The 22,455-nt window shown below is 58.5% G+C and carries 18 protein-coding genes; 12 read left to right on the top strand and 6 right to left on the bottom strand.

Annotated features, from left to right (window positions below; genetic code table 11):
* The first annotated feature begins 10 nt into the window (after nucleotides 1-10).
* From tssM to ACYYKW_RS11080, 11 genes are all read left to right on the top strand, one after another.
* The gene (gene tssM / locus ACYYKW_RS11130; protein WP_464990133.1) at nucleotides 11-3,550 is read left to right on the top strand and encodes a type VI secretion system membrane subunit TssM; all 3,540 of its coding nucleotides are present in this window, start codon (nucleotides 11-13) and stop codon (nucleotides 3,548-3,550) included.
* Nucleotides 3,550-4,278, top strand: a complete 729-nt coding sequence (locus ACYYKW_RS11125; RefSeq protein ID WP_464990132.1) for a PP2C family protein-serine/threonine phosphatase — start codon at nucleotides 3,550-3,552, stop codon at nucleotides 4,276-4,278. The genes tssM and ACYYKW_RS11125 overlap by 1 nt, the downstream gene beginning before the upstream one ends.
* A complete protein-coding gene (locus tag ACYYKW_RS11120) occupies nucleotides 4,275-5,276 on the top strand; it encodes a serine/threonine-protein kinase (protein ID WP_464990131.1) in 1,002 nt (333 codons plus the stop codon). Before ACYYKW_RS11125 ends, ACYYKW_RS11120 begins: the two co-directional genes overlap by 4 nt.
* A 28-nt stretch (nucleotides 5,277-5,304) precedes the next feature.
* Nucleotides 5,305-7,347, top strand: a complete 2,043-nt coding sequence (locus ACYYKW_RS11115; protein WP_464990130.1) for a type VI secretion system Vgr family protein — start codon at nucleotides 5,305-5,307, stop codon at nucleotides 7,345-7,347.
* 51 nt (nucleotides 7,348-7,398) lie between these two features.
* On the top strand, nucleotides 7,399-10,104 hold the full coding sequence (locus ACYYKW_RS11110) for a hypothetical protein (RefSeq protein WP_464990129.1): 2,706 nt from the start codon (nucleotides 7,399-7,401) through the stop codon (nucleotides 10,102-10,104).
* A 13-nt stretch (nucleotides 10,105-10,117) separates the two neighbouring features.
* Complete coding sequence (locus tag ACYYKW_RS11105; RefSeq protein WP_464990128.1) at nucleotides 10,118-10,654, top strand: hypothetical protein; 537 nt, start codon at nucleotides 10,118-10,120, stop codon at nucleotides 10,652-10,654.
* A 119-nt stretch (nucleotides 10,655-10,773) separates the two neighbouring features.
* Entirely contained in the window at nucleotides 10,774-12,141 is a 1,368-nt protein-coding gene (locus tag ACYYKW_RS11100) for a lysozyme inhibitor LprI family protein (RefSeq protein WP_464990127.1), read from the top strand.
* Nucleotides 12,142-12,278: 137 nt separating this feature from the next.
* The gene (locus ACYYKW_RS11095) at nucleotides 12,279-12,734 is read left to right on the top strand and encodes a cell division protein (RefSeq protein WP_464990126.1); all 456 of its coding nucleotides are present in this window, start codon (nucleotides 12,279-12,281) and stop codon (nucleotides 12,732-12,734) included.
* A 4-nt stretch (nucleotides 12,735-12,738) separates the two neighbouring features.
* Nucleotides 12,739-13,326 carry a lysozyme inhibitor LprI family protein gene (locus ACYYKW_RS11090; protein WP_464990125.1) on the top strand — a complete coding sequence of 196 codons (588 nt, stop codon included), beginning with the start codon at nucleotides 12,739-12,741 and terminating at the stop codon, nucleotides 13,324-13,326.
* Nucleotides 13,327-13,339: 13 nt separating this feature from the next.
* Entirely contained in the window at nucleotides 13,340-13,771 is a 432-nt protein-coding gene (locus ACYYKW_RS11085) for a hypothetical protein (protein WP_273526314.1), read from the top strand.
* Nucleotides 13,772-13,938: 167 nt separating this feature from the next.
* Complete coding sequence (locus ACYYKW_RS11080) at nucleotides 13,939-14,958, top strand: hypothetical protein (protein ID WP_464990124.1); 1,020 nt, start codon at nucleotides 13,939-13,941, stop codon at nucleotides 14,956-14,958.
* A 61-nt stretch (nucleotides 14,959-15,019) separates the two neighbouring features.
* Here ACYYKW_RS11080 and ACYYKW_RS11075 read toward each other — a convergent pair whose 3' ends face one another.
* Entirely contained in the window at nucleotides 15,020-15,391 is a 372-nt protein-coding gene (locus tag ACYYKW_RS11075) for a DUF6124 family protein (protein WP_464990123.1), read from the bottom strand.
* A gap of 584 nt (nucleotides 15,392-15,975) precedes the next feature.
* On the opposite strand from ACYYKW_RS11075, the gene ACYYKW_RS11070 reads away from it, so the two are divergent.
* Nucleotides 15,976-16,359 carry a helicase gene (locus ACYYKW_RS11070; protein ID WP_208939243.1) on the top strand — a complete coding sequence of 128 codons (384 nt, stop codon included), beginning with the start codon at nucleotides 15,976-15,978 and terminating at the stop codon, nucleotides 16,357-16,359.
* Between the two features lie 152 nt (nucleotides 16,360-16,511).
* Here the strand turns inward: ACYYKW_RS11070 and ACYYKW_RS11065 are convergent, their stop codons facing one another.
* From ACYYKW_RS11065 to exbD, 5 genes are all read right to left on the bottom strand, one after another.
* A complete protein-coding gene (locus tag ACYYKW_RS11065) occupies nucleotides 16,512-17,912 on the bottom strand; it encodes an aminoacyl-tRNA deacylase and HDOD domain-containing protein (protein WP_400557246.1) in 1,401 nt (466 codons plus the stop codon).
* A gap of 79 nt (nucleotides 17,913-17,991) precedes the next feature.
* Entirely contained in the window at nucleotides 17,992-20,067 is a 2,076-nt protein-coding gene (recG, locus tag ACYYKW_RS11060; RefSeq protein ID WP_464990122.1) for an ATP-dependent DNA helicase RecG, read from the bottom strand.
* Nucleotides 20,068-20,076: 9 nt separating this feature from the next.
* Entirely contained in the window at nucleotides 20,077-21,006 is a 930-nt protein-coding gene (locus ACYYKW_RS11055) for a hydrogen peroxide-inducible genes activator (protein ID WP_090287545.1), read from the bottom strand.
* Nucleotides 21,007-21,283: 277 nt separating this feature from the next.
* Complete coding sequence (locus tag ACYYKW_RS11050; RefSeq protein ID WP_090287542.1) at nucleotides 21,284-22,030, bottom strand: TonB family protein; 747 nt, start codon at nucleotides 22,028-22,030, stop codon at nucleotides 21,284-21,286.
* Nucleotides 22,027-22,455 carry a TonB system transport protein ExbD gene (gene exbD / locus ACYYKW_RS11045; protein ID WP_090287539.1) on the bottom strand — a complete coding sequence of 143 codons (429 nt, stop codon included), beginning with the start codon at nucleotides 22,453-22,455 and terminating at the stop codon, nucleotides 22,027-22,029. Before exbD ends, ACYYKW_RS11050 begins: the two co-directional genes overlap by 4 nt.

The following is a 22,455-nucleotide window of genomic DNA, read 5'->3' as shown; positions in this document are numbered from 1 at the left end:
GGGACGTGTGATGAAAAAGTTTTTCAAGAAAGTCGGCGCCTTCCTGCGCCAGACCTGGGTCTGGACCTTGCTGCTGGTGCTGTTTCTGGCGCTGCTGGTGTGGTTCGCCGGTCCATTGTTGGCGGTTGACGATTACAAGTTCTGGGAAAGCCCGACCTCGCGTCTGCTGACCATCGCCGTGCTGTTCCTGATCTGGGGCCTGACCATGGTCTTCGTCAGCTGGCGCGCCGGGATTCGCAAGAAAGCCGAGGAAGCCAACGAAGACGGCCAGGACCGCATTCGCCGCGAAGAGCTGATCGACGAAGAGCAGAAAGAGTTGAAGGCGCGCTTCAAGGACGCGCTGAAAACCCTGAAGACCTCGAGCCTGTATCGCGGCCGCAGCGAGCGCTGGCGCAGTGACTTGCCGTGGTACCTGCTGATCGGTCCGCAGGCTTCCGGCAAGACCAGCCTGCTGGACTTTTCCGGTCTGGAATTCCCGATCAACAAGATCGACCGCAAGCTGACCCGCGACACCCTCGGCACCCGTCACTGCGACTGGTATTTCGCCGATCACGGCGTGCTGATCGACACCGCCGGGCGCTACATGACCCAGCCCGACGCCGAAGTCGACGGCAACGCCTGGACCACCCTGCTGGAACTGCTGCGCAAGCGTCGCCGCGGTCGTCCATTGAACGGCGTGCTGGTGACCATCCCGGTGGAAACCCTGCTCGGCGGCAGTGAGCAGGACATCGATACGTTGGCGCGTCAGGTGCGTGGGCGTCTGCAAGACGTGCATCAGAAACTGCACGTCGATGTGCCGGTGTATCTGGTGTTGAGCAAGGCCGACAAGCTGCTCGGCTTTGACGAGTTCTTCGACCAACTGACCCGCGAAGAAAGCGATCAGGTGCTCGGTACCAGTTTCCGCAAGGATCAGGTCGGCACCGACGTGGCAGTGCTGCGCAACGAGTTCGAAGAGCTGCTGCGTCGTCTCAACAGCCAAGTCATCATGCGCATGCACTCCGAGCGCGATACCCAGCGCCGTGGCCGCATCCTCGACTTCCCGCATCAACTCGGGCAGATCGGCGAGCGCCTGTGCCTGTTCGTCGACATGGCGTTCACCGGCAACCGTTATCAGCGGGCTACGCAACTGCGCGGTTTCTACCTGACCAGCGCGCCGCACCTCACCCAGGAAATGGATTCGACCACCGCCGGCATCGGCGCCAGCCTCGGCATGAACGCCGGCGTGCTGCCGACCCTGCGCAGCGGCCGTTCGCGGTTCATTCATCACCTGTTCAGCCAAGTTATTTTCCCCGAAGCCGATCTGGCCGGTCTCGACAAGCGCGAGCGCAGCCGCATCCATTGGGGTCAACGTGCGCTGTACGTCGGCGCACTGGCGGCGCTGGCCCTGTTCGGCATGCTCTGGGCCGGTGGTTTCTCGGCCAACTATGAGCGCCTGGAAAACCTGCGCACGCTGGCGCAGAACTGGACCCAGCAACGTTCGGCGCTGTCGCCACGCGATGACGCCATGGGCGTGCTGAAAACCCTCGACACCAGTTACGCCGCCACCCAGGCGTTCCCGAAAAAGGGCGACGTGTCGTACCACGAACGCGGTGGGCTGTATCAGGGCGAAGACGTCAATCCGGTGGTCAAGCAAGCCTACGAGCATGAGCTTGAAGCGCAACTGCTGCCACGGGTAGCGACCATGCTCGAAGGACAGATTCGCGCCAACATGAAGGACCGCGATCGCTTGCTCAACAGCCTGCGCGCGTACCTGATGCTGAACATGAAAGACCGCCGCGATGCGGTCTGGCTCAAGGACTGGATTGCCACCGACTGGTCGCAGCGCTATACCGGCAACACCGCAGTGCAGAACGGTCTGAATGCGCACCTTGATCGTTTGCTCAAGCAGCCGTTCATCTATCCGCTGAACGATCAGTTGGTGACGCAGGCGCGTCAGGTCCTGCGCAGCGAATCGCTGGCGACCGTGGTGTACCGCATGCTCCGCGAGCAGGCGCGCAACCTGCCGGACTACCGTTTCAGCCAGCACCTCGGCCCGCAAGGCTCGTTGTTCATCGGCACTGAATACGTGATTCCGGGCTTCTACACCCAGAGCGGTTATCAGCAGTACTTCTCGGTGCAGGGCTCGGCGCTGGTCACCGACATCCTGCGCGACAACTGGGTGCTGGGCGAAGGCGCGGGCATCAGCGACATGGACTTGCGTCGCCTGATGGTCGAACTGGAGCAACTGTACTTCCGCGACTACGCCAACTATTGGAGCGAAGCGGTTGGCCAGGTTGCATTGCCGCCGATCAGCGACGCCGGTGAAGGCGCCGAGCAACTGGCGGGCCTGACCTCGGCCAACTCGCCGGTGCTGGCGCTGCTCACCGAAGTGCGCGAGAACACCCGCTTCGAAGCGACGGCTGATCCGGTCGAGGAAGCCGGTGATGCGGCCGATGCGCTGGCCGACCAAAAAGGCAAGCTGGGCAAGGTCGGCAAACTGGCGTCTGCCGTGGCGGACAAGGCCTCGGCGCTGAAGGTCGCCAAGAACCTGCCGGACACCGCGAAGAAGTCGCTGCAACGCCGCTTCGAACCGTTGCACCGTTTGCTCGATGACAACAACGGCCCGGCGGCGGACCTGACCCCTGCGCTGAGCGCGCTCAACGACCTGCAGCTGCAACTGGCCGGCCTGGCCCGTTCGAGCACGCCGGAACAAGCCGCCTTCGAACTGGCGAAAACCCGCATGAGCGGCCAGCGCGATGCGCTGACCAACCTGCGCAATGCCTCTGGTCGTCTGCCGCGTCCGCTGAGCGTGTGGTTCAACGTGCTGGCCGAAGACTCGTGGCGTCTGGTGCTCAACGATGCCTATCAATACCTGAACGGCCGTTATCAGAACGAGCTGTACAGCGTGTATGGCAAAACCATCAGCAAGCGTTATCCGTTCAGCGCCACCAGCACCAGCGACGTGGCGATCAGCGACTTCCGCGAGTTCTTCAAGGCGCAAGGCATCGTTGACCGCTTCTTCGACAACTACATGCGTCCGTTCGTCAGCGGCGATCCGGGCAACTACCGCATGCGCAGCGTTGACGGTCACAGCCTGCCGGTGTCCAAGGTTTACCTTGATCAGATGGCCGCCGCCCTGACGATTCGCCAGAGCTTCTTCTCGATCAACCCGGCCGAACCGACCGTGCAGTTCAAACTGGAGCCGTACACCCTCGACCCGGCCGTGAGCCGTTCCGAGTTCAAGTTCGGCGACAAGACCATGGAATACCGCCACGGTCCGATTCTGCCGATGTCGTTCAAATGGCCGACCGACGCTGAAGACGGCCGCACCAGTCTGGTCATGGACAAAATGGCCGGACGTCCGATCGGCATCGAGAAGAACTCCGGCCCATGGTCGCTGTTCCGTCTGTTCGACCTGATGCAGACCGAGTACATGACCGGTCGCGACGTGCTGGTATTGAAAGCCGATGTGGGTGGCCTGCGCGCCAACTACCTGCTGACCAGCCAGGGCACGCCGAACCCGTTCGACATGGGCGTGCTGCGCACCTTCCGTATGCCGGTGCAGCTCTGATGCTGGTGGCCAGTGCCTGGCGCAGCGCGGCGCGTACCGACCCGGGCAAGGTGCGGGCGCGCAACGAAGATGCCTTCCTCGACCTGCCACAGCATGGCCTGTGGGTGGTCGCGGACGGCATGGGCGGTCATCAGGGCGGCGACATCGCCAGCCAGTTGATCGTCGCCAGTCTGGCTGAACTGCCGCAACACGAGGACTTCGACGAACGCCTCAAAGCCATTCGCCAGTGCCTGCACTGGCTGAACCGGCGTTTGGGGCAAGAGTTGACGGTCACCGCCGGGCGTCACGACAGCATCATGGGCAGCACCGTCGTCGCGCTGCTGGTGGAAGGCAATCGTGCGGCCTGCATCTGGGCTGGCGATAGCCGTTGCTATATGTGGCGTGGGCAGCGTTTGTATCAGCTGTCCAAGGACCATTCGCTGCAACAGCAATTGATCGACAAGCAACAAATGAGCGTCGAACAAGCGGCAGCACACCCGGCGGCTCAAGCCTTGACCCGAGCCGTCGGTGCTGCCGAACAACTGACCCTGGATGTGCTGGAACTTGAGGTCTATCCGGGCGATGCGTTTTTGCTTTGCAGCGATGGTTTGTATCAAGGCCTGAGCAGCGATGCCCTCGGCAATGCCCTCAGCCTGAGCGCGCCGCATGTGGCGCTGGAACGTTTGTTCGACGGCGCCCTGCGTGGCGCCGCGCGTGACAACCTGACTGCCGTGGTGATCCGCCAATGAGTGAACTCGAATCGCCCATCGATGACCTGCTGATCAGCGAAGAGCAGGCCAACAACCTGACCTATTTCGCCTTCGCCAAGGGCAACCAGGCAGAACCGTTGCTGGCGCCGACCAAGGCCAGCATCGGTGCGCTGCCGGATGTACTCGCCGGTCGTTACCACCTCGAGCGTTTGCTCGGGGCCGGTGGCATGGGCGCCGTTTACCGGGCGCGGGATCTGCTGCACGAACAGTTCGGCGATCCCGACCCTTACATTGCGCTGAAAATCCTCAGCGAAGAATTTGCCGAATCGCCGGACGCCAGTGCCTTGCTCTACAGCGAGTTCGCCCTGACCCGGCGCCTGCGCCACGACAACGTCGTGCGTGCGCACACCTTTGAAGTCGACACCGACTGCCAGCGGGCCTTCATCACCATGGAATACATGCGTGGCCTGACCCTGGACAAATTGCTCTGCGAGCGGCCCCTTGGTCTGCCGTGGAAAGAACTGCGCGACATCGTCCTGCCGCTGCTCGACACGCTGGCCTACGCCCACGGTCGCGGGGTGCTGCACGGTGACATGAAGCCGAGCAACGTCATGCTCAGCGAAGACGGCTTGCGCCTGTTCGACTTCGGCCTCGGTCAGGCAGAGCAGGGCACCTTGCCCGGCCTGCCGCACCTGAGCCGTGAACGCTTCAACGCCTGGACCCCGGGCTACGCCGCCCCCGAACTGCTTGAGGGCCAACCACTGTCGGCCAGCGCGGACGTGTACGGCGTGGCCTGCGTGATCTATGAACTGGCGAGCGGCAAACACCCGTTCCGCCGCTTGCCCTCGACCCAGGCCCGCGACGAGCATCTGGAGCGCGAGCTGCACGCACCGAAAAATCTACCCCAACAAGGCTGGCAAGCGCTGCGAACCGCGCTGAGCTTCAACCCGGCAGAACGCACCATCACTGCCCAACAACTGCGTGACGCCTTGGGCGCCACTTCGTCCTGGCTGCAACGTCTGCGACTTCGGGCGTAACGGATGACATTCGAACAGGGAGCACACGATGTTCAACTCAGCTAACGAAACCCACTTCAGCCTCAAGGTCGAAGACTACGTCGGCGACCTGCAAGTGCTGTCGTTCACCGGCACCGAAGGCATCAGCCAGCCGTATCGCTTCGACCTCGAACTGGTCAGCGAAAACCCGGATCTGGATCTGGAACAGCTGCTGCACAAGCAGGCGTTTCTCGCATTCGACCCACAGGGCTCGGGCATTCACGGGCAGATCTACCGCGTCGCCCAGGGCGATGCCGGCAAGCGACTGACCCGCTACAAAGTGTCGATGGTGCCGCAACTGCAATACCTGCATCACCGCACCAACCAGCGTATTTATCAGCAGATGTCGGCGCCGAAAATCATCGCGCTGATCCTCGACGAACACGGCATCAAGAGCAACGCCTACAGCTTCCAGCTCAGCCAGCCGTGCCCGGATCGCGACTACTGCGTGCAGTACGACGAAACCGACCTGCATTTCGTCCAGCGCCTGTGCGAAGAAGAGGGCATTCACTACCACTTCCAGCACAGCGAAAAAGCTCATCTGCTGGTGTTCGGCGACGACCAGACCGTATTCCCCGACCTCGGCCAGCCGACTGCGTACGTGCAGGGCAGCGGCATGGTTGCCGACGAACCGGTGATCAAAGCCTTCAAACTGCGCCTGGAAACCCGCACTACTCGCACCACGCGCCGCGACTACGACTTCGAAAAACCACGCCTGCAAATGGAGGCCGCGTACAAACCCGATGGAGAGAGCACCGAACCGGATCTGGAAGACTACGACTACCCCGGCCGCTTCATCGACCGCGCGCGCGGCAAGTTCCTCAGCCAGCGCGCCCTCGAACGCCATCGCGCCGACTACCGTCAGGCCGAAGGTCGCGGCGACCAGACCAAACTGGTCAGCGGCCACTTCATGGCCCTGTCCGACCACCCGCGCAGCGAGTGGAACGACCTGTGGCTGCTCACCGAAATCTTCCACGAAGGCAAGCAACCGCAAGTCCTCGAAGAAGGCGTGACCAGCGACACCACCGACAACAAGGACGACTTCCACCAGGGCTACCGCAACACCTTCCTCGCCACCCCGTGGGACGTGTTCTACCGCCCGGCCCTCGAACACCCGAAACCGCGCGTGCTCGGCAGCCAGACCGCCATGGTCACCGGCCCCAAAGGCGAAGAAATCCACTGCGACCAATACGGCCGCATCAAGGTGCAATTCCACTGGGACCGCGAAGGCCTCGCGGACGACAAAACCAGCTGCTGGCTCCGCGTCTCCAGCGCCTGGGCCGGTGACCGCTACGGTGCGATCAGCATCCCGCGCATCGGCATGGAAGTCCTCGTCACCTTCCTCGAAGGCGACCCCGACCAACCGCTGGTGACCGGCTGCCTGTACCACAAGGAAAACCCGGTGCCGTACGCCTTGCCTGCGAACAAGACCCGCAGCGTGTTCAAAACCCTTAGCTCGCCGGGTGGTGGTGGGTACAACGAGCTGCGCATTGAAGACAAGAAAGGTGCGGAGCAGATCTACATTCATGCGCAGCGTGACTGGGATGAGAACGTTGAGCATGACCAGAAGATTCGGGTCGGCAATGAACGTCATGACACGGTGGTGAAGAACACCTACACCGAGCTGAAGGCTGAAGAACACCGCACCACGATTGCCGAGCGAAAGGTTGAAGCGAAGCTGGATGATCATTTGACGATTGGGCAGAACCAGCATGTGAAGCTGGGGACTGCGCAGCTGACCAGTGTGGGGAAAGAGATACACCTCAAGGCTGGGGACAAGATCGTTATTGAGGCGGGGACGGAGCTGACCATTCTTGGGGGTGGGAGCTTTATCAAGCTTGATGGCGGTGGGGTGACGGTGGTTGGGCCGGTGATCAAGATCAATGCGGGTGGCTCGGCGGGATCGGGGACTGGGATTGGGATTAAGCCGCCGGTGCTGCCGGGGGCGGCGGATAAGGATAAGGCGGGGAGTTTGATGGATCAGGCGTTGTTGAATGCGTCTGAGGAAAAGATCAAACGCAAACCGAAGCGCATGCTCAATTTTTCCGGGTAAGACATCGACGGCAATCCAAGCCACCAGGGATCAGAATTCAGGTATTTGGTAATGACAGAGACAACCAAGAAAGTAGAAAAATGGTCGTATCCCTTGAAAGTAGGGGCAGCAGGAGCGACGGATCCGCAGCAGTTTTATAAGGCTTTAGCCAATGCCAAAGATGGGTTCTATCCGTTGGGGGCCAATGGCCTTTGGCATGGTGGTGTTCATTTCGATGAGGCCTCGGGTTTGGTACCTGACTTGGCGGAAGTTAAATGCATCGCTGACGGTGAAGTAGTCGCTTATCGCATTGACAGCACGTACCCGAAATCCGCCTATGGTATGGCTGAGGCTGAATTTTCGACCGGTTTTGTATTGGTTAAACACCGACTGGAAGCGCCGGTGCAACCAGCCCCCCCAGCTCCTGCTGGATCGCCCGCTTCGCCGCCAGCGGCTGGTCCAAGCCTGAATTTTTTCAGTCTTTACATGCATTTGTTGCAGTGGAAGAACTACGAAGAAACTCCAGCATTGTCGCGACCACCCTTTTGGGGTGGGGGTACGTTGCAAGTCAAAGCGTCGGCTGACGACGAAATCCTGGGTTTGCGTGTTCGTCAGGAACCGCGTGGCAAGTCAGGGTACGCAACCGTGTTAACGGTTTTGAGCCGCGGTACGGTCGTCGAGACGGGTGAAGAAGAAAACGGCTGGCTTAAGGTGGTCAGCGTCACGCCCGCTAATACCGACCTCCAGCCCGGAACAGGCTGGGTATTCAAGAGAGAGATGACAGCCGGTTCGACACCGAACACTTACGTCATTGGTACCGCTGCAAAAGACCCGATGAATCCACCTCAGAAAGGTCTCGTTGTACGTGCTACTGCGAGCCAGTCAGGCGCTGCAAAAGCCATTTTGCCCCACGGCACGCAAGTCAGGATCGGGAGCGACGGGACGCGTGGCAAATACCAGAAACTGTTGGAAATTGTCAGCGGGAATGCTGTTCCACCGTTGGCTCCTGCTGAAGTGCTCGGTTATGTCTGGGAGGGGCAACTTGAAGCCAAAAGTGAGCCTGCCGAAAAGGACGCTGTGCATATCCTGACAACTCCATTCCCGATTTCGGCGGGGAGTCTGATCGGTCATGTGGGGAAGTATCAAAACCATTCGGATTCTGCCCCAAAGAATCTATTGCACGTTGAGGTGTTTAGCTGCGAAGACGTAAAGGCATTTACCGAACTGAGTAAAGAGAAAGCTGCGGGAATGCCTGCCGCAGGAAAAACGCTCGTAAAAATTCCAAAAGACAGCGTGTTGGTTACTCACACGCAAGGAATGAGCGCAACAAATCCTCCGAAGGTGACGGATCCCCACAAAAAAGTTGGATATGACTTCTTTGTCCCTGTCGGGGTATTGGAAGCGCTACCCGCGGAAAAAAAGATAAAGGTTCCTGTTGTCATGGGTGGAACCACTACCTATACGCTTTGGTGGCGTCTGGACGAGTTGCTGGGGGATGCCGAAGGGAATGAAATCAGCGGTTGGTTTGCAGAGCCGGATACTGCGTTGTCACGCCATTCACCATTTGAGTGGGAGGGTTTCAGCTTTATAGATGAGGCTGGTAGTAACGTGGATCATTTGGCCGCGTTTCTTCATGCACAGGAAGGTCTTAGTGAGGAAGAGCAAGCTAACTACCAGCCTAATATCGGCAATGCCGAAGATGGATCTACAAAGCAAAATCTTTACAAAATTCTAGACAGAAACGGCGATAAAAAACTCACGCCTTCGGAAATAAAAGAGGCGTTGAGTAAACCTTGGTTCGCACAGCCGATTTCTCAGATGGTTACACGCTATGAAAATGAGTGGCAATTCAAACAAGAAAAATGGGATTCTCTGGATGAGTTGATGGGCCATAGTGAATCAGAGCCACATGGTGAATGGATTGAAGAAAAGGCAAGAATTAAGAAGTTGAGCTGGTGGGACAAGCTTGCCGGGCAGCATGGAATTACCAGTGATACTAATGTTCGGCATATTCACCCTATTGCGCTTATCGGGAATTTTACTGCACCACGTGATCTTATTACCTTAGAGATGCTTCGGGCTGCTAATCCAGCAGGAGAGGAGGCGCATCACGCCAATATTTTACCCTATCTCAATAAATATGCTTTGGCGTATAAGCTTGAACAACCAAAGGCTATTGCGCATTTTCTGTCTCAAGTTGGTCATGAAAGTCAATTCAGAGTTGTCGAAGAAGGTTTGAGGTTTAGCGCGCGGCAAATGAAAAAGACTTATGGATGCAGATACCATAATAAAGTGAATGGCTATAATGAGCAGACGGATAGCTGTGATTTTGGTGTGTTGAGAAGCAAACTGTGGACAGAGACAAGTCATTACGCGCTGAATCCTGAAAATCTTGCCAGTTACGTCTACGCCGATCGAATGGGTAATGGCAATGAGGCTAGTCGAGATGGCTATCGATACCGCGGCCGCGGAATGTTGCAGGTGACGGGGAAGTCGGAATATCAACGGTTTACTAACGTACATAATCAACGCAACCCGTCGGATATTCAGGATTTTGTGGCAAACCCGGATCTTCTGGTTTCGTCGACCGAATACGGTGTTGAGTCTGCGTTCGTATTCTGGTTCACGAAAACTGGTCAGGGAGGCACTAAGTTGTGCGAGGTCGCCAAGACAGGAAGTGTGGCGGACGTAACACAAATGGTGAATGGCGGCCAAAACGGATACGCGGACAGGAATACTAGATTTCAAGCACTTGCTGCACTCATGAATATTAATTAAGAGGTCATTGGCTATGCTCCGTTTTTTCATGTTTGCTCTTGTTTTTCTTCTAGCAAATTCCAGCAGTGCGCAGGATTCTGATTATTTGCAGGGGCAGGTGATTCAGGGGCCGTTTAAAACTGACGTCGTAAGCGGAGGCGAATTATCATTCCTGCAGACGACTAGCGAGGAGTTCCCTGTTTCTCTGGTTCTGGATGTTGTTGGAGTCGACAATATAAAAAATAGAAGTCTTGTCGATAAATACGATGTGGCTGGCTCAGATCCAAAAATCGAGTCTATTTTCTTTTATCCGGTGAAGGGTAAGAAAAACGTGCTTGTTTTGGTTTCATGGGAAATCACGAGCAGGGGTATTGGGACGTACGGAACGCTTTATCAAGTTTATGGGTATGAAAAAAGCGCGGACAATAAGCTGGTTGTGAATCAACTTGTCAGGTTTGATAGGAATTTGAGCGGGATGGAAGGATATCAAGAAGGCGAGGAGCAACATTTTTCATATGTTAATGCAGGTTTGATAAAGGCCTATCTCAAGAAAATCAATGGCGCTAAATAGTGATAGCTGGCGGGTTTTTTTCACTTAATAAGGAAAGGCGACGCTTTATTACTATGCGCAAAAATGGTTTTTGCCTGATTCGCCAAGCGCAAAGCCTGTACCACTCAAGGATGAACACCGTGGACCGTTTTGTTTTTACCCTGCTAGCCGCGCTGCTAATGCCAGTTTCAGCGGCCTACGCGCAGGACGACTGCCGCAATGTCACCTCAAGCCTGGAAATGGTGCCCTGCTCGGAGGCGGCGAAGAAGGCTGCCGATGCGCAGTTGAACGTCAGCTACAAGCAGTTGATGGCGCGACTTGAGTCTGGCTATCGAGCCGATCCCGCGTTGGGCGTGGAGTACGCCGCGAAGGTTAAAGAGTCGCAGCGAGCCTGGCTAAAACTGCGCGATGCGAACTGCCCGTTGGAGGCGTTCGAGATCGAGACGGGGATGCCGGCGCATGTGTTCGCGGTTAACTCATGCATCGCCAGAATGAGTCGCGAGCGCTCGGCGTATCTGGACAAGATTGTCCCTGCTCTTGCATCCGACAAGAGTACTTCGACGGCACCCACCAGCGACGCTTGCCCCTCGGAGGAGTTCGCGCCTTTCCTTGCGGCGTTTTCCGCCAACGGCGAATTACAACGCCGTCTCACTGCGATGACGGTTAAATTGCTGGTGTTGAAACCGGTAGCTGGGAAGGATCGAAGTACCTTTGAGCCTTCGACCTCGGGAGTTAGTGGAACAACGTTCACCTATCCGCTGATGGCTGCAATCACACCCGGCAAGACACCTGGAGTCGAGATCGAAGAGGTCGACGACAGTCACGTCAACGTCGTGGATAAGCGAGCGGGCAACAGCAATGTGAAAATCTTCAACTTCTCTCGTCAGGCGTGCTGGGTGCTAGAGGGTATAGAGGACTGGTCGATCAGTGAGAAGGATTTGGTCGCAACACGTAACCCCGTAATGAGCCGCGCTGAAAATTTCTGTGAACAACGTGCTGAAGCTTTAGGAGGGCTGGGATTTCTTGAGCAATATCCGCTGACAGCGGAATTGATTGAGGCGTCTCTGGAAAATTATGTATGTGCCGCGGAGTCGGGTGATGCACAGGCGAGCCTGTCGGCGGCAAGCCTGAGTCTTTCGCAAATGGCATCTCAGTTGGAAACCCCTAAGGTTGAGGCTCTGTTCAAAGCGGCCTCGAAAATACCGAGCGGCGCGTTGGCCTATGCCACGTTTTTCTGCATCGGAAACTCCACCGACTATAACGGTCCTTGCCTTCATCCCAAGCAGGCAGAGGAGCAGGTCATCCGCGCCATTGAGATGGGTTCAACGGACGCTATGGTTTATCTGGCTTCTACGTTCGAGGCTGGAGAGTTGGGAACAAAAGATCTGTCACGCGCACTGGCTTGTTATCAAATGGCGGCGGACAAAGATGAGCCCCGCGCGATTGAGCAGTTAAAACGTCTGGACTCGCATGGCCCGGAGCCAATCAAGGCCAGTCACTGTATTTGAAACCGGATCATGCTTGATGCTTATTCGCACGCATCGCGCTTGAATGGGGCAGGGTAAAACGTTTAATTTTCGAGCATCAGACACATCCGGTTTTCCTTTAAACTCCCCACCCCCAAGGAACGCGCTCAGGACACGGAATGCCAGCCCCTTCTTCCTCGCTTCGCCCAGCGTTGGTGCTTTGGCTATACGCCGCTGCGATCACGCACATCCTCGCCGGTCTAACCCTGACCTGGGCGGGTGATTCCGGCTTGCTCGATGGCTACCTGCAAATTCTCGAACTGTCGTTCTGGGGCACCGGTGCGGTGCCCGCGGCCGGACACGATCAACAAGTCTGGTGGCTCGCGCTGTTCGGCGCGACGCTGCAAAGTTATTCGCTGTACATGCTCGCGCTGGTGCATCTGGGCAATCGCTTGAAAGTCCCGGCAGTCTGGGGTTGGTTAATCGCGGGCATCCTGTTATGGGCGCCGCAGGATATGTGGCTCTCGGCGCAACAACAGGTCTGGTCGCACGTGTGGCTCGATGGTTTTGCGTTGTTGGTGTTGTTGCCGCCGCTGTTTTGGCTGTACAGACATGACCGTCAAAGGAAGGAGTGACAGCGTGAAAGGATTTTCGATTCTTCTCGGTTGCTTGATCTCTGCTGCGTCATCCGCATTGTTTGCTGGAGAGGCGTGCAACCCAGACAGTTTGTCCAACCCGGACTTGATCACCTGCGGCCAGCAAACCTTCAAGAAAGTCGATGGTGTCTTGAACGAGCAATACAAAAAAGCGCTGTCGATTCTGGCTCCTGCGGAGCAAAGCCACCTGAGAGATGTGCAAAAGAACTGGGTGCGCTTCAAAGAGTCGTTTTGCGAAGAGCGTTATCAAGCTGCGTTGCCGGGCGCTGAGGCGCCAATCGAGAGGCTTGGGTGTCTGGTGCAGACGAGCAATGCTCGGCTGGGAGAGTTGATCGCTCTTCAGACGGGTTTACCGCTGGATGGTTTTTACAAAGCGGCATCCGCGATTGCCGGGAAGGATCGTGAGAGAAATTTAGCGGCCTCAATCGAGCGGCTGGGAGGGGATCAATTCGATGATCCGCTTTGGAAGAAGTACGCAGAAGGGCACTGCCAGATGGCTAGCCGTCTGTTGCGTGAAGACGTCGCCTACTGCGTGGTGAGGATGCGCTTTCAATTACCCATGAACCGCTAAAGGAATGTTCGGTTTGAAATTTTCGTCTGCATTGTTTTCCGCGTTGCTCGCTTTCGTTCCTCTGGCGGCTCATAGCGAGGTCACGACCGAGGTTTTTTGCTTTCGCTCCTACGAAGGCAAACCCATAAATTTTGAGTTCCGAACCTATTACGACTCTGTCGCCAAATGGAGCGGTGCTGGCGTCAAGTACAGCAAGTCGAAAAAGGCTATCGGGCTGGTTCATCGCAGTACTGAACAAGAAGAACTCGTGTATGGCCGGCCTTACCAGTACACGACAACTTGGGTTGAAGTAGTTGATGGTGCACTGACAGGTGAGTATCAGATGGTCACTCAGGGTGGCCGGGTTGATGCGATGACGTATACGAATTACAAATCTGCGAAGAAGTATTCGTTTGAAAATGATTACAACGTGGATTCGAAACCTGAAACAGGTTGCCAGTGGTGAGACAGGGAATACTCACGTAGGGGGGCTTAACGCCCCTTTTTTCATATTCAATCAGGCTCTTGAATCATCAGCGGGGAGGCGAGTTGAAAAGATTAGCTTTGGTCGCGTTATTGCTGTGCTCTTTCTCTGTGGCTGCGGGGCCAATGTTCCCGTCCCTCAAGTCATGCATGGAGGCCGACAGCGGCTGTGCGTTGGCGTTGAAAGAAAACCTTCTGGTGGACGCAAAATCCGGGCAACGTCTCTCCGACGAGGCGGAATCGGCCGGAGCAATGAGTGGTTTCTGGCTGTATCGAGATGGCGAGCGTTACATTCTGGAGAACGAAAACTACTCCCAGGCAAAGACGCGTCGTTGGCTGGTTTTCACTTACAACGGCGGAAAAGTAGCACTCGACGGCGCCTATATTTTCTCGATAGACATTGACCCGAACACCGGACCTTACTGGCACGGCTATGACTGTCGAGGTGATGCCAAGCCGTTCGCAGTGCCAACGAAAGAACCCTTCAGTGAAGTTGCCTTGGAGGCGTTGTGCGGTGGTGCTGAAGGCTGGGTCGTCTCGGGGAAGGATAAAATCGTGCCCGTGTCAGCCAAGGGGCTGGCTGTCAATGTTCCCGTTTACCACGCTCGCAACCGTGATGGTTCAGCGACGTACCTGTTTACTGAAAGCGATGTTCCGGATCTTTCAAAGCTTGTGTGTTTGTCCAATTGCGCCGATGTCACTCAAATACCAATACGCGTCTCGCAAGAAACAGCGCCATTGAAGGGCAGGCAGGATGGAACGTTGTGTTCAGATGACGAAGACATTTACTTCAGTTGCCCGTTGGAGGGTGGTAAGACGGTTTCCGTTTGTGCACGGGGAAACAGCAAGCCCACGGCCGGTTTTGTTCAGTACCGTTACGGCGTGCCGAGCAAAATAGAGATGATCTATCCGAAGACGGCTTTGCCGCCCAAGGGCAGATTCTTTGTCGTGAACGCTTCTGAAGGCAGCGTGAACTTGAACATCATCAAGTTCAAAAACGGCGCTTATACCTACCTCGTTAATCAAGCCTTTCTGAGTTATCTGACGGTGCTCAAGGACGACAAGGCGGTGTTCCGGCAGTATTGCGGTGAGGGAGGGAATGCCTACATAAGCCGGGCGGCGTTCCAGGGGTTGGAAGCGCGGCCCAAAAGCGCAGAGGACTTTCGCTAGTTTTTGTTATCGAGCTTTAGAAAGGGGACCCAACGTCCCCTTTTTTCATCCGCAAATCCCGCTACGGCTTCGCCGCCGCGCTCTTCACCTCCATATGATCAAGCGTCCCTTCCACCATCAATCGCACCCCATCCGCCATCCTGCTCAGGGCGAGTGCCACAGAGCGGCGTGAGCCGTGGAGGTCGTCGGCCAGGTCGCAGGCGATGACGCTGATGGACAGGAGGTCTTCGGAGGCGTTGGCCATGAGGGCTTCGGCGTCGGTGCCGGGGGAGAGTTTGAAGAGGCCGGTTTCGCGCTTGGGGTGGGGTTCGGTGGGCGGTTTGAAGTGGTGGTCGAGGGCGCGCTCGGCGGCTTCGTGGAATTTCTTCGATTCCAGAGATTCGTAGGGCGATATGTCCGGGGCTTCCGGGGGGTTGGGTGTTGGTTTCTTCATTGAAATATACCGATTAAGGAGCTAACACCCCTTCGCTCGCACTTCGAATAAGGTGGCAGCTGTGTATAGGTGTGCAAGACCGGCAATCGGCAAACCGGCAGATCCTGAGATCTCCCACACACAGCTGCCATAACGATTCGCGAGCATAAGAAAACGCTCGATGAATAGCTATAACCGATAGTGTGCCGATGCGGACTTGCACGTCCGTATCGCCGATTTTGCGGCGACACACAAAGCCTATCCCTCACGACCAATCCCGCCTAGTTCACGGACAGCCCGGCACTTTGCAGGAAATTTCCCATGGATTCGCGGGGCGGAAGATCAAAAGATCGCAGGCTTCGCCAACTCCTACAGGGATGTGTTTCAACAGGTGTAGGAAAGGTGAGTGGTGAGACGCGGAGCGTCTCGGGATGCATTCCCACATGGAGCGGGGGAACGATTAGAGGGTGAGCGCTGAATCGTGACTTGGCGGTCATCGTGCGCGAAATGGTCTGCATCATCCTCCAACAGCGTCAGATACTGGCGTTATCGTCCAAATCCCTTACACTGCCCCGGCCGTTCATTTTCCTTTTGAGGCTGTGCGCATGAAATTTCGTTTTCTTCTGTGGATGATGGGTTTGTTGATGGGTAAGGCCAGCCGGACAAATCCTGCGTTTCAGCAGCAGTTGGGTGACAAGGATCTGGTATTTCAGCTGCAGACGCTGGATGGGAAAGTGGCGCGGCATTTCGTGGTCAAGGATCAGCGCATCACCAGCAAGTCTGGCGTGGTGGCGGAGCCGGCGTTTGCGATTGCGTTTAAAGATGCCGGTTATGGTTTTGCGACGATGCAGGCGAAGAACAAGCAGTTGGCGTTTATGCAGGGGATTCAGGACAAGTCGATCCAGCTCAAGGGTAATCCGGCGCTGGTGATGTGGTTTCAGGGGTTGATGAAGTATTTGGTGCCGAGGAAGGCCAAGCGTAAGGCTTGAGTCTGCGGTGACGCGGAGCGTCACGGGATGCATTCCCACGCGGAGCGTGGGAACGATCAGATGTGGTCAGATAGACCGAGTTGGATTCTTCGCGAGCAGGCTCGCTCCCACAGGGGATTTATGTAGATCCTGGGGAGCGGGCCTGTTTCGTTTTAGCCCTGGCTGAATTGCGAAGCCAGTTCCCGCAGCAGCACTTCAGCTTCGAGGACTTTGCTGACCACATCATTGGCTTTATCGCGCGTCAGGCCGACGCGCTCGAGCAGTGCGTCGGGAATGTCTTCATCCGGGCCGGAGCCAATCCCGCGACTGCGCAGCAGGCGTACAGCCAGGCAGACTAGGTTCGGGTATTCGGCGTAGGCGCCGTCGTAGCTTGGGTCGTGCTGGAAGCGCAGGGCGGTGGCCAGCTCGTCCGGCATGTCCCAGTAGCGCATCAGCCACGAGCCGATCTGTTCGCGGCTGATACCCAGCAGGTGTTGCTCGATGTAGCTGTGGCACAGGTGCGGGTTGACCTCCAGGTGGCGGCAGATCAGCGAGAAGTGCGGCGGGAATACGTGGGCCAGCAGCAGATAGCCGAAGTTGTGCAGCAGGCCGGCCAGATAGGTCAGGCCGGCTTCCGGGCGCTGGGCGCGTGGCATGGCGCGGGTCAGGCCTTCGATGACGGCGGCGGTATAGATCGACTGCTGCCAGTACGGCGTGGTGTGTTGCGGGTGGTCTTTGGGCAGGCTGAGGGTCTTGCCAAGGGCCAGGCCCAGCGCCAGGTTGATTACGAGATCGAAACCCAGCACGCGGACGATCGCGTCTTCCACCGAACGAATCTTGCCCGGCGAGGCGTAGTACGGCGACGCCGCCCAGCTCACCACTTGCGCGGCGAGCGCCGGGTCGGTTTCGACCACGCCGGTGATGTCGTCGATGGTGGCATTGGGATCGACGCGCAGCTTGATGATTTTTTGTGCGGTTTCGGCCAGCGGCGGAATTTCAATGGTCGCTTCCAGACGTTGCTGAATGCGCCGCGCCGTGAACGCCTGCACGGCCTGGGTGATTTCCTCGCGGTCATCGTCCGGGCGGTCGAGGTTGGGGCGGATGCTGCTCAGGGCTTCGCCGAAGTTGGCGGCGCTGGCCTTGGTCAGCATCGATTTGAAGTCATCGCTGCTGATTTCCAGCAGCAGGCCCGGCTCGCCGGAGTTGATCAGCAGCTTCGGCTCGCGCAGCAGGCTTTCTTCATAGAGGCAAGGCGAACTGGTCAGCGCCGGCAGGCCCGGCAGCAGGCTCAGATTGTGTTTGCCAAGCATCTTTTCCAGGCGCTCGGTGGACACGGCTGTGAGGCGGCGACCAGTGAGTTCGGCGAGGCGATTGAGATCCAGCAACTGGCTCTGTGGAAACAGCACCATCAACGCGCCGACGGCGTCGTCCAGCAACACGGCTTGCACCTTGCGCGACGCGTTGAGGCCGTGGTGGTCGAGCACTTCTTCGTAGGCAACGCCCAGCTTGTTGAGCAGCAGCCGAATAACAGACGGAGCTTGCGGAGATTCGGGGACGAGAGCAGCTTCGGTCATGGTCTGTATCCGTTTTTGAAACAATGGCAGGAGTATAACCACCTCTGCCGGAACGAGCTGTCGGAAACTGCGACAGTGCTCACACTTGGCCGTATTGCTGCCCATGCCGCAGCCAGCGATCAAGCAACGGGCTGACGTGGGTCGGCCAGCGCTCCAGCAGGGCTTGCGCGGCGTCGCGCACGGCGGGCAACAGATCGGCGTCGCGCATCAGGTCGGCGACCTTGAATTGCAGCAGGCCGGTCTGACGAGTGCCGAGCATTTCCCCGGGGCCGCGCAATTCGAGGTCTTTTTCGGCGATGACGAAACCGTCGTTGGTCTCGCGCATGATGCCCAAACGCTGACGGCCGATCTGCGACAGCGGCGGATGGTAAAGCAGCACGCAATGACTGGCCGCGCTGCCTCGACCCACCCGACCGCGCAACTGATGCAGTTGCGCAAGACCCAGGCGCTCGGGGTTTTCGATGATCATCAGGCTCGCGTTGGGCACGTCGACGCCGACTTCGATCACCGTGGTGGCAACCAGCAATTGCAGGTTGCCAGCCTTGAACTCGGCCATCACCGCAGCTTTTTCGACCGGTTTCATGCGCCCGTGAATCAGCCCGACTTTCAATTCGCCGAGGGCAGCGGTGAGGTCTTCGAAGGTGGTTTCGGCGGCCTGGCAGGTCAGCTCTTCGGATTCTTCGATCAGCGTGCACACCCAATAGGCTTGTCGGCCCTCGGCACAAGCGCCGCGCACGCGTTCGATGACCTCAACGCGACGGGTGTCGGTGACCAGCACGGTGTTGACCGGGGTCCGGCCGGGCGGCAGCTCGTCGAGGATCGAGGTGTCGAGATCGGCGTAGGCGCTCATCGCCAGTGTTCGCGGAATGGGTGTTGCGGTCATGATCAGTTGATGCGGGCACATGCGCCCGCCGACGCCTTTCTGCCGCAGCGCCAGACGCTGCTGCACGCCGAAGCGGTGCTGTTCATCGATGATCACCAGCGCGAGGTTCTTGAACTGCACTTCGTCCTGAAACAGCGCGTGGGTGCCGACCACCATCGGCGTGCCGCTGGCGATTTGCTCCAGCGCGGCGACGCGGTTCTTGCCCTTGAGCTTGCCGGCCAGCCACGCGACGTCGATGCCCAGCGGCTCGAGCCAGCGCTTGAAGGTGATGAAGTGTTGCTCGGCAAGAATCTCGGTCGGTGCCATCAGCGCGACTTGATATCCAGCCTCCAGTGCTTGCAGTGCAGCGAGGGCGGCGACCACGGTTTTGCCCGCGCCAACGTCGCCCTGAATCAGCCGCAGCATCGGTTCGTGCTGGCTGAGGTCGTAAGCAATTTCGTTGCCGACCCGTTGCTGCGCGCCGGTCGGGCTGAAGCCGAGGTTCTTCAGGTATATCGGTGGCAGCTTCGTGGCTTTCGGCATCGCCGGTGCGCGTAGCGAACGCAGGCTTTCGCGCAGGCGCTGTTGCGACAGTTGATGGGTAAGCAATTCTTCGAAGGCCAGCCGATGCTGCGCCCAGTGATGACCGAGGGCGAGTTCATCGACGTCGGCATCGGCGGGCGGGTTGTGCAGATAGCGGATCGCGTCGGCCAGCGGCGCCAATTGGTAGTCGCGAGCGAGCTCGGTCGGCAGCCAGTCGGGCAGGGTCGAAGGCTCGAGCAGGGTCAGCGTCTGCATGCACAACTGGCGCAGACGCTGTTGGGTCAGGCCTTCGGTGAGCGGGTAGACCGGCGTCAGGGTTTCGTCTACGGGCGGCGGTTCGTCGCCAGTAATTGCGCGGTATTCCGGATGATAGATTTCCAGACCTGAGGCGCCGGGCCGCGCTTCGCCGTAGCAGCGCACCCGCGTGCCACGCTTGAGGCCTTCTTTCTGCGCGTTGCTGAAATGGTAGAAGCGCAGACTCAGGCCGCCAGTACCGTCCTGCAAGCGCACGACCAGGCTGCGACGGCGCCCCATGACCACGTCGGCGCCGCTGACGGTGCCTTCGACCACGGCGTCTTGCCCCGGGCGCAGCGCACCGATCGGCACCACGCGGGTGCGATCCTGATAACGCAGTGGCAGGTGAAACAGCACGTCCTGCAGATTCTCGAGGCCGACCTTGGCCAATTTCTCGGCCATGGCCTCGCCGACACCCTTGAGTGCCGTCACCGACACTTGCGACAGCTCCGTCATGACCCTGGCTTAACCGGCCGTGACCGGCGCGGCTGGCTTGGCCACCGAGCACAGGCGAATGGAGTCGGCGAGGATCTCGATGGCTTTCGGCCGCGGGAAGCTCGCGCGCCAGGCAATCGCCACGGTGCGGAACGGCACGGGCGCGGTCAGCGGACGGACTTCGATCACGCCCGGGGCGTAGTGATGGCTGTCCACTGCCGACAACGGCAGGATCGAGATGCCCAGGCCGGACGCGACCATGTGCCGGATGGTTTCCAGCGAGCTGGATTCGACCGTGGTGTGTTTGGCACCGTCGTTGCCCTTGGTCAGGGTCGGGCAGGCTTCGAGCACCTGATCGCGGAAGCAGTGGCCTTCGCCGAGCAACAATAGGCTCTTGTCGTTGAGCAGGCCGGCGTCGATGGTTTCCTTTTTGGTCCACGGGTGCTGGGCCGGCATCAGGACGTAGAACGGCTCGTCGTACAGTGGCAGGGTCAGCACATCGGCTTCGTTGAACGGCAGGGCGATGATGATCGCGTCCAGTTCGCCGTTGCGCAGTTTGTCGCGCAGTACGTGGGTGAAGTTTTCTTCGATGTACAACGGCATCTGCGGGGCGACCCGGTGCAGTTGCGGAATCAGGTGCGGGAACAGGTACGGGCCAACGGTGTAGATGGCGCCGACTTTCAGCGGTGCGGTCAGCTGGTTCTTGCCGGCCTGGGCCAGTTCGCGAATGCCTTGGGCTTGTTCCAGGACTTTCTGCGCCTGGGCGACAATGCCTTCGCCGACCGGGGTCAGGCGCACGGCGCTTTTGCTGCGCTCGAAAATCAGCACACCGAGTTCGTCTTCAAGCTTCTTCACGCCCACCGACAGCGTCGGTTGGCTGACGTGGCAACGCTCGGCGGCATGGCCGAAGTGCTGTTCTTGGGCGAGGGTAACGATGTAGCGTAATTCTGTGAGGGTCATAGCGAGCGTCCATGAAGATGCGCCAAGCATACCGGCTGCAATCGATAGACGCACGTTATCAGACTGAGGGCTGAGTGCGACACCGGACGATGTCGGTTTGCCGCAGGCAGATACGCGAAAGGCACCTTTGGGGTGCCTTTTTGGCTTGGTTCTCTCGGCTGGCGAAGAACCTTGTGGGAGCTGGCTTGCCAGCGATTGCGGTGGGTCAGCTAACAAATACTTCTCTGACGCACCGCAATCGCTGGCAAGCCAGCTCCCACAGGTATTGCGATGTCACTTAGCGGCGGCGTTCGAGGGAATAAACAAACGGCGCAACAATTTCGATCGAGCCATTGTTGAGCATGTCGGCCGGTGGCTTGGGCAGCGGTTGCGCGCGGCGGATCATGTCCAGGGTGGCCCGGTCCAGATCAGCGTTGCCGGAGCGGCCCACCAGTTCGAACGACAACACGTTGCCTTCGCCGTCGACCACGAAGCGCAGACGATTCAAGCCTTCCTTGCCCCGTGCCTGTGCGCTTTGCGGGTATTTCTTGTACTTCTGCAAATGCGCGAGCAGGGTGCCTTGCCAACTGGCCTTGGCCGCCAGTTGTGCTGGCGATGGGCCTGGTGCCGGCTGGGCGGATTTCTCCGTCGGTGCCTGGGTCGGTTGGGTGTCGGCCGGTTTTTCCTCGGAAGGTTTTTCCTTCGGCGGGTCAGGCAGCTTCTTCTCGACCGGCTTCGGCGGCTTGGGCTTAGGCTTCGGCTTGGGTTTCGGTACCGCGATTTCCGCTTTCGGTGCTTCGGCCAGTTTCGGCATCGGCAGCTCTTCCACCGGAGCCGGTGGCTGTGGCGGTGTGACGACTTTCGGCGGAGCGGGCGGTGGCGGGGCGGGCACTGGTGCCAGCTCGACCATCATTGCCTGCGGCGGCAATTCGATGGGCGGGCGAGTGGTCCAGTTCAGCGCCAGCGCGATGGCCAGCGCATGCACGCCCAGCACCACGGCCAGGCTACCGCTGTAACGCGTCAGCTTATGGCGCGTGTTGATCATTTCTTGGCTGCCGTCTCGAGACCGACCAGACCGACCTTCAGGTAACCGGCGGCGCGCAGGTTATCCATCACGCTCATCAGGTCACCGTAATCCACGCCTTTGTCGGCCTGGAAGAAGATGGTGGTGTCTTTCTTGCCCTGGGTCTTGGCGTCGAGCGTGGCGCCGAGTGCTTCGGCTTTCACTTCGTCGTCACCGAGGAACAGGCGCTGGTCAGCTTTCACGCTGAGGAACACCGGTTTCTCTGGCCGCGGCGCCGGTTTCGCGGTCGAGGCGGGCAGGTCGACTTTGATGTCCACGGTGGCCAACGGCGCGGCCACCATGAAGATGATCAACAGCACCAGCATCACGTCGATGAACGGCGTGACGTTGATTTCGTGGTTCTCGGCCAGATCGTCGTCTGCGCCTTCTTTCAAATGCAGGCCCAT

The organism is Pseudomonas sp. 15C, assembly GCF_055484735.1.
The sequence above is the reverse complement of the archived record's forward strand: the minus strand, read 5'-3'. Positions and strand labels throughout refer to the sequence as shown.